The organism is Glutamicibacter sp. FBE19 (assembly GCF_015524875.1).
Classification (GTDB): Bacteria; Actinomycetota; Actinomycetes; order Actinomycetales; family Micrococcaceae; genus Glutamicibacter; species Glutamicibacter halophytocola.
The window spans coordinates 37,498-50,121 of the sequence record NZ_JACKQN010000014.1 but is presented as its reverse complement, the minus strand read 5'-3'; the positions used below and the strand labels follow the sequence as shown (position 1 = coordinate 50,121).

Here is a 12,624-nt window from a genome sequence, read left to right as displayed (position 1 = left end):
GAACCAGAGCTGATGAGTACTTTTCGCACCAATGAGCCCGCCTCCCGGAAACCCCGCCCTGAACGGCGCCCGTCCCTACTGCTTAGTGGCAGCTTCAGCGAGAAGCTCGACCACGTGGCGGTATTCCTTTCCGGTTGCCCTCGTCATTCCCAATTCACAGGTGCGGTTGCACGAAGCATGGGCCGCGGCATCAAGATCGCGAACCTCGGCTGCTTCGCGCGCGGTTGCCGAATCGGTCAGCTCAGGATGCAGCATGCCGCGATCCCCGGCGAAAGCACAGCAGCCCCAATTCACCGGGGTATTCACCGTCTGCGCCACGGCCTCAGCAATTTTCTGCAAGTCCGAGTTGAGGCCCATCTGGGTCGACGAACAGGTCGGGTGCAGGGTCAGCGAGGAAATCTTCTCGATCCGAGGCAACTTCTCCAGCAGGTGCTTCGAGGTGAACGCCAACAAGTCAACCACCTCGTATCCATGCGCCTCAAGGGTGTGGGCAAAGCCTTCGGTGCAGCTGGACGCGTCCGAAATCACCGGCAGGTTCTTGCCAGGCATAGCCGCGCGAACTTCTTCGAGCATCCGAGCGGCCATTGCTTCATGCCCATCGGCATAGCCCTTGGAAGTCCATGGGGTGCCACAGCACATGGATTCAATGCCCGGCGGAACAAATACCGAGACGCCCGCGGCATGCAACAACTTAGTGAAGGCCGAAGCCACACCTTCGCCCTCGCCGGCCGGTCCGAACATCGAGTTCACACAGGCCGGGAGGTAGACGGCCAGCGGTTCGGAGCCAGCAGCACCCAGATTGCCAGCCAGTGGCTTGCGGGCCTTGCCGCCGCCAGGAAGATCCGCGTCGTAGCGTGGCATGAGGTCGGTGCCCACGACCTTGCGGGCCGCATCGGTGATGCCTCCAACCAGCGTAGCCGGGAACTTATCGGCAATGCTGAGCGCTATCGAGCCGGCCCGGGTGGCCGGGCCCCAGCCCTTGGCAGCGGCTTTGAATCCGGCGGCGAGCACCGGGTGCGCGTCTTCGCGGCGCAGGCGCTTGACCAGCAGGCCGGTGTTAATGCCGACCGGGCAAGCGGTAACGCACATTCCGTCCACGGCACAGGTCTGCACGCCGTTGTATTCGTAATCGCGCTCCAGCTCGGCGGCCAATTCGGCGTTGCCCTCAGCCTCGGCCTTGGCGATGGCGCGACGCACCACGATGCGCTGGCGCGGGGTGAGAGTCAGGTCCTTGGAAGGGCAGACAGGTTCGCAATAACCGCATTCCACGCAGTGGTCGGCCTCAACTTCAATGGTTTCATTGAGCTTGATGTTGCGAATGTGCGCTGCGTGGTCCTCGTCGATGATCACGCCCGGGTTCATCATCAGGCGCGGGTCGCAAGCGGCTTTGAGTTCCAGGTGAACGTCGTAGAGTTCGTCGCCGTACTGCGCACGGACAAATGGCGCCATGGCGCGGCCGGTTCCGTGCTCGGCCTTGAGGTTGCCGCCCCTGGCGAGGACCAGTTCGACCATTTTTTCGTTGAAGGCGTTGTAGCGGTTCAGTGCCGCATCGCCCTCGAAACGGTCGGTGAGCATGAAGTGGATATTGCCGTCCTTGGCGTGCCCGAAGATCACCGAGTCCTCGTAGCCGTGCTCGGTGAACAGTTCCTGCAGGCTGCCACAGGTTTCGGCCAGCGATTGAACGGGGACGACCACATCTTCGAGCAGGGCGGTGGTCCCGGAAACACGGGCACCGGCCACCGAGGCGTAGAGCCCCTTGCGGAATTTCCAGGCTGCATTGCGGTTCTTGGCGTCCTGGGATAGCAGCGCCGGGGCGCGCAGCGCAGCCGAATCCAGCAGGCGCTGGCCGGCGCTTTGCAGCCCAGCTAATTCCTCGGCAGCGTCGGCATGGTATTCAACCAGCAGCGCGGCCTGTTGATCCACGTCAAAACCCATAATGGCATCGGGGACACCGGGCAGCCCTTGGCCCACGCGCAGCGAGGTGGAGTCCATGAGTTCCAGGGTGGCGGCACCTGAGTCCAGCAGTTCGGGCAGTGCACGTGTGGCCAGATCGAGGTTATCGAAGACTGCCAGGGTGGCGACGGCCAATTTCCGGATGGGCACGGTGCGGAACACTGCCTCGGCGACAAAAGCCAAGGTGCCTTCGGAACCGATGATCAGGTGGGCCATCAGCTCGGCCGGGGTGCCATAGTCCAGGAAGGCGTTCAGCCCATAGCCCATGGTGTTTTTCAGGGCGAAGTGCTTCTGGATCTTGGCTACCGAGGCCGGGTTGGTGCGCACGCGGTCCAGCAGCTTGTCCAGGGTGGCGACCAGCTGCGGCTCGGCGGCGGCCAGCTGGCGGTCGGCGTCGGGATCGGCGGTGTTGATCATGGTGCCCGAGGGCAGCACGAAGGTCATCGATTCCAGGGTGCGGTAGGTGTTGAATTCGGTGCCGCAGGCCATGCCCGAGGAGTTGTTGGCGATCACTCCGCCGATGGTGCAGGCGGCCTCGCTGGCGGGATCCGGGCCGAGCTTGGTGCCGCAGACGGCCAGGCGCGCGTTGACTTGGCGCACGGTGGCGCCGGGCTGGACGCGCACGCGTGCCCCATTATCGAGCACCTGGATCTCGCGGAAGTTGCGGCGCACGTCGATCATCAGCCCGTCGCCGCTGGCTTGGCCGGCCAGCGAGGTGCCGCCCGAGCGCAGGGTGACCGGCTGGTTGTTGCTGGAAGCCGCACGCAGCAGGGCCGATACTTCGGCGGCGTCCTTGGCCAGGATCACGGCTTGCGGGGTGTACAGGTAGTGCGAGGCATCCGAAGCGTAGGCGACGCGGTCGATGGATCGGGTTTTAACGCGCCCAGGTTCGCTGACGAGGTCGAGAATGCTGGATGAAACCGTAGGTTCACCGAGTGCCGGCGTGCTCAATGCCATGGTGCGCTCCTGTGTGGAAGGCAAGAAAAATCTGCCCAAGAAGGAAATTGTCTAACAAGTACACATGCCATCGTAGTACGATTCATGGGATACTTGCATAGTTATTTTCTGCCGGCGCGAAAGGATCCCAGTGGCGGCCCGTTTAGGAGTGGTTTCGGTGGTCCAGGCGGTCATCGCCTCGCTGCGCACCCGGATCTTCAGCGGCGAGCTGGCTCCCGGCACGCCCTTGGGCGAAGTGGATGTGGCCGCGCACTATGAGGTCGCCCGGCCCACAGCCAAGGCCGCACTGGAAAATCTGGTGGCCAGCGGCCTGCTGACCCGCAACGCGCACCAGAGCGCCCGGGTTACGCGCCTTTCCTCGGCCGACGCCCGCGATATCTACCGCACCCGCGCGATCATCGAGGCCGAAGCGGTGCGCCTGCTGGCCAGCACCTCCCGGGTTCCGGAAGCCGCACGCGAGGCCAACGCGGAAATCACCGCGCTCTCGGAGGCTTCGCCGATCCAGATCGTCGATCCCGACGTGCGATTCCACAGCGCGCTGGTCCAAGCCCTGGGGTCTTCTCGCACCAGTGCCATCTACGGCCAGCTCAGCGACGAGATCCGCCTGTGCATGACCCAGGTCCAGGACGCGACGCTGCTGAACACCTGCGACATCGCTGACGAGCACGCCCGCCTGCTGGAGAAGATCGCCACCGGCGACCAGCAAGGCGCCGCGGAGCTCTTGGCCCGGCATCTGGAAAATGCCAGCGACCGGCTCGCCGCGCATCTAGATAGCCTGGCGGCAGGTTTCCAGCAGGCGTAGCCAAATTTCGCTGATGGTCGGGTATGCCGGGACCGCATGCCACAGCCGATCCAGCGGGATTTCACCGACGATCGCGATGGTAGCCGCATGCAGCAGCTCGGCCACATCCTGGCCAACAAACGTCGCCCCGACCACCACCTGGCGCTCCCGGTCGATCACCAGCTGGGCGCGCCCGGAATAGCCATCGGCATGCAGGCTCGCACCGGCGACCTGGCCCAGGTCATAGGCCACGATCTGCACGGGGATCCCAGCATCCCTGGCCTGGGATTCGGTCAGCCCCACGGCGGCCACCTCCGGATCGGTGAAGATGACCCGCGGAACGGCGTGGTGATCGGCTGTGGCGGCATGCGCGCCCCACGGCCCGGCTGACAGCGGGGTGCCATTCAGCCGGGCCGCGATCGCCTCTCCGGCAATGCGCGCCTGATACTTGCCCTGATGGGTCAGCAGCGCCCGGCCGTTCACATCTCCCACGGCGTAAAGCCAATCGGTGCCGGCAACGAGCATGGTGTCATCAACGGCGAGCTTGGCATCCACCCCGGCGGCCTCCAGCCCCAGCTCAAGGGTGGCAGGGGTGCGCCCGGCGGCCACCACCAGTTCGCTGGCGCGCAGCGATGATCCATCATCCAGGGCGATAGCGACCATGCCATGCTGGTCGCGGTCCACACGGGTGGGGGCGGCCCCGAAGCGCACCTGGACTCCCGCATCCTTGAGCCCGGCGGCGGCATATTCGCCGGCAAAGGGTTCTTCGCGGCCCAGCAGCGGACCGCGCGAAATCAGCGTGACGGCAGATCCCAACGAAGCGAAGGCGAAGGCCATCTCGGTGCCGGCCACCCCGCCGCCGAGGATGGCCAGGGATTCGGGCACATGGTCCGCCGCGGTGATTTCGCGCGTTCCCCAGGGCCGGGCTTCGGCCAGCCCCGGGATCTCCGGGAGCTTGGGGATCGATCCGGTGGCCAGCGCCACGGCGCGCGCGCTGAGAATCCGGTCGCCGGCCTGCACCTTGCCGACCCCCAGCAGCCGGCCTCGGCCACGGATCAGCTCGATCCCGGCAGACTCCAGCCATTGGGCCTGCCCGTCGTCTTTCCATCCGCTGGTGAATTGCGTGCGCCTTGCCAGCACCGCGCTGGCATCAAGTTTCCCGGTGGCCGCTTGGCTGGCGCCGGGCACCCGCTGGGCCGCGCGCAGCGCATGTCCGCTGCGCAGCAGCGCCTTGGAAGGCATGCACGCCCAGTAGGAGCATTCCCCGCCCACCAGTTCGGACTCGACGATGGCCACGCGCACGCCTTTGCGGGTCGCATAGTCGGCCACATTTTCACCGACCGGTCCGGCGCCGATGACAATCAGGTCGTAGTTCTCTTGCTCGTTCATGCTCTAGCCTTTCGAAGCGTGAGGCCCAGGCTGCTGGCCGATATGGGAAAGAAGCCTGCCTCGAGCATGGCATAGCCAGCTGCCCCGGTCATCATGGATTGGCCCCCGGTTCCCCAGACGGCGAGCGCGAATGGGAGCGGAATCGATGCAATAGGGATTGCGCAGCTTGCTGGAGCAGCCGGTGGGGCAGCCCGGACGCCGGCCAGATTCAACATCGCCCCAGGCATACCCCCCACGGTATTATTGACATACCCCCTGGGGTATATCCTATGCTGGACTCAACACCAGACGAAAGGACAAGCGAATGCTTCTCGAACGCCTTTACGACGAGGACTTGGCGCAGGCCAGCTACTTCATCGGCTGCCAGGCAAAGGGCGAAGCCCTGGTCGTCGATGCACGCCGCGACATCTCCGACTACTTGGCATTGGCTGCCAAGCACGGCATGCGCATCACCGCTGCGGCCGAAACCCACATCCACGCCGATTACCTCTCCGGCACCCGCGAACTGGCAGCTGCCACCGGCGCAACGGCCTACGTCTCGGGCGAAGGCGGCAAGGATTGGCAGTACGGCTTCGAGGCAGAGCGGCTCATGGACGGTGACGCCATCAACCTGGGCAACCTGAAGATCATTGCCCGGCACACCCCGGGCCACACCCCCGAGCACCTGTCCTACCTGCTCACCGACGGCGCCTTCAGCAGCTCTCCTGGCTACCTGCTCTCCGGCGACTTCATCTTCGCTGGCGACCTGGGCCGCCCCGATCTGCTCGATGAGGCCGCCGGCGGCGTGGACACCCGCTTCGCAGGAGCCCGCGATCTCTACGCTTCGCTGAAGAAGACCCTGGCCGAACTGCCGGACTATATCCAAGTCCACCCGGGCCACGGTTCTGGCAGCGCCTGCGGCAAAGCCCTAGGCGCAGTGCCTTCCACTACCCTGGGCTACGAACGCGAGTTCTCCTGGTGGGCTGGCTACCTGGCCAATAACGACGAACAGGGCTTCATCGACGAGCTGCTCAATGGCCAGCCTGACGCGCATGCCTACTTCGCTCGAATGAAACGCGAGAACCGCGAAGGCCCAGCAGTGCTTGGCCCGCTGCCGCACCTCGAAAAGGTCTGCGCCCAAGAAATCCTGGCGCAAGTCCAGAACGGCGCAGCAGTATTCGTCGACACCCGGTCGCACATCGAGATCGCCGCAGGCACGGTTCCAGGAGCATTATCCATTCCCGGCCTGGGCAAGACCGCCAGCTTCGGCGCCTGGGCCTACGACCCGGAGAACGACCAGCGCTCGATGATCGTGCTAGCCCAATCCGCGGAGCATGCCGAGCGGATCCGCGCACATCTGATGCGCGTGGGCATCGACGCGGTCACCGGCTATGCCACCAGCCTGGAAGGGCTGCCACTGGCCGTTCCGAAGTCCATCTCCCCGGCCCAGCTGGAGGAATTCGCCTATGAATTGCTGCTGGATGTGCGCAACAAGAACGAGTACGCAGCCGGCCACATCCCGGGAGCGCGCCACCTCTCGGGCGGCAAGGTGCTGTGGCATCAGCAGGAGCTGCCTGCCGGCGGCAAAATCGTGACGTACTGCCAGAGCGGCATGCGCAACGCAGTAGCTGCCAGCGCACTGCGCGATGCCGGATTCGACGTGGTCGAGCTCGAAGGCAGCTACCTTGGCTGGAAAAACAGCTCCAACTAACCGACCTCCCAACGAAAAGGTGGACCGCATTCAATGAGTACCCCAGTGATGACCATGGACGCCGAAGCACTCAAGTGCCTAGTGGACTCCCCCAACGCCGATCTCGCGCTGATCGACGTGCGCACCCCAGGCGAATTCGAAACCGTCCACATCCCCGGCTCCTGCAACGTGCCGCTGGATGACTTCACCGCTAATCCCGCCGAGGTGCTGGCCAAGCTACCGGGCAAGCCGCTGCTGATCTGCCATAGCGGCAGCCGCGCAGCCAAGGCTCAGCGCGCGCTGCAGGATGCCGGCTTGGAGCACGGCACCGTGCTTAGCGGCGGAGTTACCGCCTACCAGGCTGCCGGCGGCACCGTGGCGCGAGGCATCCAGCGCTGGGCAATGGACCGCCAGATGCGCCTGACCGCAGGATCGCTCGTGGTGGCCGGGCTGATCGGCGCAAAAGTCATTTCCCCGAAGGCCGCTTGGCTTTCGGCGGCCATCGGGGGCGGGCTGGTGTTCTCGGCGGTGCGCGACTCCTGCCCGATGATCAGCGTGTTGGGCAAGATGCCCTGGAACAAGACGGGAAAGTAGGCAGTGGCAACCTCCGTGCTGATCATGACCTTGGCCGCTACCGTCCTGGTGGGGCTGAGCCTGGGGCTGTTTGGAGGCGGAGGGTCGATTCTGATGGTTCCGCTGCTCAGCTACATGGCCAAAATGCCGGCCCACGAATCGATCGCCACTTCCTTGCTGGTAGTGGGCGCGACCTCGGCGGCCACCCTGGTTCCCCATGCATTCAAGAAGAATGTGCGCTTTGGCCCCGGCGTGGCCCTGGCTGCAGTGAGCATGATCGGAGCATATGCCGGCGGGATGCTGGCCAAGGGCATCCCTGCCGCCGTGCTGATGGCCGGGTTCGCGGGGATCATGATAGCCAGCGCCCTGGGCATGATCCGCGGCCGCAAGCAGCCAGCGCGCACGCTGCCTGGCTTGCTGGTCCTCCCGATCGGCCTGGGCATTGGGCTGCTTACCGGTCTGCTCGGCGCCGGTGGCGGGTTCCTGATCGTTCCAGCACTGGTGCTGCTGGCGGGATTGCCCATGGGGCAGGCAGTCGGGACCTCACTGCTGGTCATCGCCTTGAATTCGGTTGCCGGCGTGGCCGGGCAGGCAGCCTCGGCAGCAGTGAACGTGCCATTGTCCGCTGGGCTGGTGGCTGCCGCGATCCTCGGTTCGCTGGCCGGCGCACGCCTGGCCCACCGCATCAACGAGAAAGCGCTGCGCCGAAGCTTCGGATGGTTCGTGCTGGCGATGGGCGTCTTCGTGCTGACCCAGGAACTGCCAGCGCCTGCTGGCATCGCCGTCCTCGCTGTCGCAGGCGCGGCCAGCCTGCTCGGTACAGCCTGCCTCGTGATGCCCAACTGCCGGCTAGCCCTGAGAGCAGCTAGATCATGAAACCCGCAGACATCGCCGATTCCACCTGGACATCGCCTTCGGAAAGGCCAGCACGAAAATCCAGCCGGGGCTGGCCAAGGCCAGGCAAATTGCCGCGGTCCCGACGCTGATGGCGTTCAAGAAATGGAATACTTGTACATTCAGGACCCGGAGCACTGAACCCTGTTGCGTTCGAACAGCTGCTCACCGCGCTGGAGGACCACGGCACCAACACAAGGAGCAATTGATGCGCACCGCTGATGAAGCAACCCGCAAGCGAATCCTCAACCGGCTCAAGCGCGCCCGCGGCCAGCTCGATGCGGTGATCAACGCCGTGGAAACCGACGGATCCTGCAGGGAAGTGGTCACGCAGCTTGCTGCAGTGTCCACCGCGCTGGACCGCGCCGGATTCGCCATAGTATCCACCGCGATGCAGTACTGCATCGCCGACCCGCAGAAGGCCTCCGAAGAAGAGGACGGCCTGAGCGTCGAAGAGCTCGAAAAGCTCTTCCTTTCCCTTTCATAGCCAACACCAAGGAGAAATCATGTGCCGCCAGGTTCAGTGCAAGATCTGCCAGAAGACCACCTGGGCTGGCTGTGGCCAGCACGTTGATTCCGTCATGCGCGGCGTTCCAGTCAAGGATCGTTGCGCCGGCCACGGGAACGAGGCGAAGAAGGGCTTCCTCGCCCGCCTGTTCGGCAGGTAAAAAGGAGGCAAGCGCTATTTCTGCGCTGCCTCGGCGCCTTCGTAGCCGATCAGCCAGTGCAGCCCATAGCGGTCGCGCACCTGCCCGTCGCTCGCGCCCCAGGGCTTCACCGAGAGCGGGTCGATCACTTCGCCCGAGGCGCCAAGCTGGTCGAACCACCGGTGCAGCACCGCCGGTTCCGCGGTGCCCAGCAGCGAAAGCATCATTCCCTCGGAGCGAAATGGCCGGTCCTCCCCGGAGGCATCGGAGCCGGCCAAGCAAACCACGCCATTGAGCTCGCCATGGGCGATGGCCTGCGGGTCGCCATCGGTGCGGTTGAACTCCTCAAGGGTGTACAGCGCGAGCTCGCCGCCAAAAATGCCGGCGTAGAAGCCCAGCGCTTCGCGGGCGGTGCCCGGGAAATGGATATAGACCTTGGGACCTTGCATCAGTCGCTCCTAGCTGGAGGGGAATTCTATGATCTGACTGCGGATCAGGAAGCGCTTGCCTTCCGGGGCCTCTACCGAGAACCCGGAGCCGCGCCCGGCCACCACATCAACGGTCAGCTTGGTGTGCTTCCAATACTCGAACTGCTCCTTGGACATCCAGAATTCGATCTCGCCCAGTGATTGGCCCTGCCCATCATCCAAGGGAAGCAGGCCGAGCAGGATATCCGAGCCGCCGGTGCGGAATTCTCCGGCCGGATAGCACATGGGCGAGGAGCCGTCGCAGCAGCCACCGGATTGGTGGAACATCAGCGGGCCATGGATCCCCCAGAGCTTGCGCAGCAGTTCCAAGGCCTCGGGGGTGAAAGCCACCCGGGAGAAGCTTTCCCCATCGATGGTCGCCTTGGTTTCTCTCGCGGTACTCATGATTCGCTCCTGCGTGAAGTTGTTGTTGCCAGTGTCCTCCATTTGATCAATGCAGTCCACGGTGCTGGGCACACGCCAATGCCCGAGCCTGGCCGCCGAAAGGGGACGGCTGCCAGGCACGGGCAAGCGGTCGCGACTATTTTTCTCCGGTGTAGTCGATCACCACGCGGCCATCGATCTTGGCATGGCGCATCTCATCGAAGACTGCATTAATGTCGTCCAGGGGCCGTGTGTGGAATGTCGGTTTGATCTTTCCCGCGGCGTAGAAGTCCAGCGCCTCGATCATGTCCTGTCGGGTTCCGACGATCGAACCGCGGATAGTCAGACCCTTGAGCACGATGTCGAAGATCGGGGCCGGGAAGTCACCGGCTGGCAGCCCGTTGAACACAATAGTTCCGCCACGGCGAGTCATGCCGATCGCCTGCCCAAACGCCTTGGGGTGGACAGCGGTCACGAGCACGCCGTGTGTTCCGCCAATCTTTTCCTGGATCACTTCAGCAGGATCTTGGGCGAAGGCATTTACTGTAATTTCTGCACCGTGTTTAGCAGCCAATGCCAACTTGTCGTCAGCCACGTCAATGGCGATGACGCGCATTCCCATGGCTACTGCGTACTGCACCGCAATATGCCCCAGCCCTCCAATGCCCGAGATGGCGACCCACTGGCCGGGCCTGACTTCGGTCATCTTCAGCCCCTTGTACACCGTCACCCCCGCGCACAGCACCGGAGCAATTTCGTGGGGGTCTGAGCCTTCAGGGATGCGCGCCGCATAACGCGCATCGACCAGCATGTACTGGCCGAACGATCCGTCCACCGAATACCCGCCGTTGGTTTGGGCCTCGCACAGTGTCTCCCAACCGGTTCGGCAGTATTGGCAATGACCGCAAGCACTGGCGAGCCAGGCATTGCCAATCAAGTCGCCCACCGCGACTTCGGTGACTCCTTCGCCAAGCTTCTCAACAGTTCCCACGCCTTCATGCCCCGGGATCAATGGCAGCTTGGGCTTGACTGGCCAGTCACCTTCGGCAGCGTGAAGATCCGTATGGCAAACGCCGGAGGCAATCAGCTTGACCAGCACTTGACCGGGGCCCGGTTGCGGAATCGCAGCGTCCTTTACCTGAAACTCTTCGCCGAAACCTTCAACTATTGCAGCTTTCATCGTGCTCATGTACTTTGTCCTTTGCATGGCTTTCAAAGGTGCGGGGCAACGGATAGCTTCCGGGAAATGAGGCTAATCGAGTCCCGGTTGTTATCGGTGTTGACCCCGCACCTTTGAGGTCTACGTACTTTTGATAGTGCCTGTGGCAGTTATTCCGGCTTAGAAGAAGCCGAGCTTGTCCTCCGAGTAGGAGACAAGCAGGTTCTTGGTCTGCTGGTAGTGATCGAGCATCATCAGGTGGTTTTCGCGCCCGATGCCCGAGGACTTGTACCCGCCGAAGGCCGAGTGCGCCGGGTAGGCGTGATACTGGTTGACCCAGACGCGTCCGGCCTGGATGGCCCGGCCGGCGCGGTAGGCCACGTTGCCGTTGCGGCTCCACACGCCCGAGCCCAGCCCGTAGAGGGTGTCGTTGGCGATGGAGATCGCGTCGTTGTAGTCCTTGAACCTGGTCACCGCGACCACCGGTCCGAAGATCTCCTCCTGGAAGATGCGCATGTCATTGGTGCCCTCGAAAATGGTCGGCTGTACATAGTAGCCTCCGGACAGTTCCCCGCCCAGGTCCGCGCGCCCGCCGCCGAGCAGCACCTTGGCGCCTTCGGCCTTGCCGATCTCCATGTAGGAGAGGATCTTCTCCAGCTGGTCGTTGGAGGCCTGGGCACCCATCATGGTGTCGGTATCCAGCGGGTGGCCCTGCTTGATGGCCTTGGTGCGGGCCACCACATCTCCCATGAAGCGCTCGTAGATGCTCTCCTGGATCAGCGCGCGCGATGGGCAGGTGCAGACCTCGCCCTGGTTCAGCGCGAACAGGGTGAACCCTTCCTGGGCCTTGTCGTAGAAGGCGTCGTCCTTGGCGGCGATGTCCTCGAAGAAGATGTTCGGGGACTTTCCGCCCAGCTCCAGGGTCACCGGGATCAGGTTCTCCGAGGCATACTGCATGATCAGCCGGCCGGTGGTGGTCTCGCCGGTGAAGGCGATCTTGCGGATGCGCTTGTTGGATGCCAGCGGCTTGCCCGCTTCCACGCCGAAGCCGTTGACCACGTTCAGCACGCCGGCGGGCAGCAGGTCGCCGATCAGTTCCATGAGCACCAGGATGGAGACCGGAGTCTGCTCGGCGGGCTTGAGCACGATCGCGTTGCCGGCGGCCAGCGCCGGGGCGAGCTTCCACACGGCCATGAGCAGCGGGAAGTTCCACGGGATGATCTGCCCGACCACGCCCAGCGGCTCATGGTAGTGGTAGGCGGTGGTGTCATCGTCCAGCTGGGAGAGGCTGCCCTCCTGGGCGCGGATGGCTCCGGCGAAGTAGCGGAAGTGGTCCACCGCCAGCGGGAGGTCGGCGTTCAGGCATTCGCGGATGGCCTTGCCGTTGTCCCAGGTTTCGGCCACGGACAGCATTTCGAGGTTCTCCTCGATGCGGTCGGCGATCTTGTTCAGGATCACCGCGCGCTGCGCCGGGCTGGTTTTGCCCCAGGCGCCAGCCGCCGCATGGGCCGCATCCAGGGCGATCTCGATGTCCTCGGCGGTGGAGCGGGCCACCTCGCAGAAGACCTTGCCGGTCACCGGGGTGACGTTCTCGAAGTACATGCCCTTGGACGGGGCGACCCATTGCCCGCCAATGTAGTTCTCGTAGCGCGGCTTGAAATCGACCAGCGCGCCGTCGGTATTCGGGTTTGCGTAAACGCTCATGGCTGCGTGACTCCTTTGTCAGTACCTGATGCCGCGGATTCGGCCCC

12 protein-coding genes are annotated in these 12,624 nt (G+C 64.1%); 6 read left to right on the top strand and 6 right to left on the bottom strand.

The window, feature by feature from the left end; all coding sequences use genetic code 11:
• Positions 1-75: 75 nt before the first annotated feature.
• Positions 76-2,910 carry an FAD-binding and (Fe-S)-binding domain-containing protein gene (locus H6F58_RS17015; RefSeq protein ID WP_146277315.1) on the bottom strand — a complete coding sequence of 945 codons (2,835 nt, stop codon included), beginning with the start codon at positions 2,908-2,910 and terminating at the stop codon, positions 76-78.
• 130 nt (positions 2,911-3,040) lie between these two features.
• On the opposite strand from H6F58_RS17015, the gene H6F58_RS17010 reads away from it, so the two are divergent.
• Positions 3,041-3,712, top strand: coding sequence for a GntR family transcriptional regulator (locus tag H6F58_RS17010; protein WP_146277313.1), 672 nt, complete (start codon positions 3,041-3,043; stop codon positions 3,710-3,712).
• Here H6F58_RS17010 and H6F58_RS17005 read toward each other — a convergent pair.
• Positions 3,677-5,080 (bottom strand): NAD(P)/FAD-dependent oxidoreductase, encoded by a 1,404-nt coding sequence (locus H6F58_RS17005; RefSeq protein ID WP_146277311.1) that lies wholly within the window; start codon positions 5,078-5,080, stop codon positions 3,677-3,679. The two genes, H6F58_RS17010 and H6F58_RS17005, sit on opposite strands and share 36 nt — an antisense overlap.
• Before the next feature lie 304 nt (positions 5,081-5,384).
• On the opposite strand from H6F58_RS17005, the gene H6F58_RS17000 reads away from it, so the two are divergent.
• The 5 genes from H6F58_RS17000 to H6F58_RS16980 all read left to right on the top strand — a co-directional run bounded on the left by H6F58_RS17000 (position 5,385) and on the right by H6F58_RS16980 (position 8,884).
• Positions 5,385-6,770, top strand: a complete 1,386-nt coding sequence (locus H6F58_RS17000; protein WP_195182210.1) for a rhodanese-like domain-containing protein — start codon at positions 5,385-5,387, stop codon at positions 6,768-6,770.
• 33 nt (positions 6,771-6,803) lie between these two features.
• On the top strand, positions 6,804-7,343 hold the full coding sequence (locus tag H6F58_RS16995) for a rhodanese-like domain-containing protein (RefSeq protein ID WP_060700256.1): 540 nt from the start codon (positions 6,804-6,806) through the stop codon (positions 7,341-7,343).
• 3 nt (positions 7,344-7,346) lie between these two features.
• Positions 7,347-8,198: a sulfite exporter TauE/SafE family protein gene (locus H6F58_RS16990; RefSeq protein ID WP_257745743.1), complete on the top strand. Its 852-nt coding sequence runs from the start codon at positions 7,347-7,349 to the stop codon at positions 8,196-8,198.
• Between the two features lie 226 nt (positions 8,199-8,424).
• A complete protein-coding gene (locus H6F58_RS16985) occupies positions 8,425-8,703 on the top strand; it encodes a metal-sensitive transcriptional regulator (RefSeq protein WP_060700255.1) in 279 nt (92 codons plus the stop codon).
• 19 nt (positions 8,704-8,722) lie between these two features.
• Entirely contained in the window at positions 8,723-8,884 is a 162-nt protein-coding gene (locus H6F58_RS16980; RefSeq protein ID WP_171919950.1) for a hypothetical protein, read from the top strand.
• Between the two features lie 14 nt (positions 8,885-8,898).
• Here H6F58_RS16980 and H6F58_RS16975 read toward each other — a convergent pair whose 3' ends face one another.
• The 4 genes from H6F58_RS16975 to adh form a co-directional block, all read right to left on the bottom strand.
• Entirely contained in the window at positions 8,899-9,312 is a 414-nt protein-coding gene (locus H6F58_RS16975) for a VOC family protein (protein ID WP_060700254.1), read from the bottom strand.
• Between the two features lie 9 nt (positions 9,313-9,321).
• Positions 9,322-9,735, bottom strand: coding sequence for a DUF779 domain-containing protein (locus H6F58_RS16970; RefSeq protein ID WP_146277307.1), 414 nt, complete (start codon positions 9,733-9,735; stop codon positions 9,322-9,324).
• Positions 9,736-9,871: 136 nt separating this feature from the next.
• A complete protein-coding gene (gene adhP, locus H6F58_RS16965) occupies positions 9,872-10,903 on the bottom strand; it encodes an alcohol dehydrogenase AdhP (RefSeq protein WP_060700253.1) in 1,032 nt (343 codons plus the stop codon).
• 150 nt (positions 10,904-11,053) lie between these two features.
• A complete protein-coding gene (gene adh, locus H6F58_RS16960; protein WP_060700252.1) occupies positions 11,054-12,577 on the bottom strand; it encodes an aldehyde dehydrogenase in 1,524 nt (507 codons plus the stop codon).
• Positions 12,578-12,624: the final 47 nt, after the last annotated feature.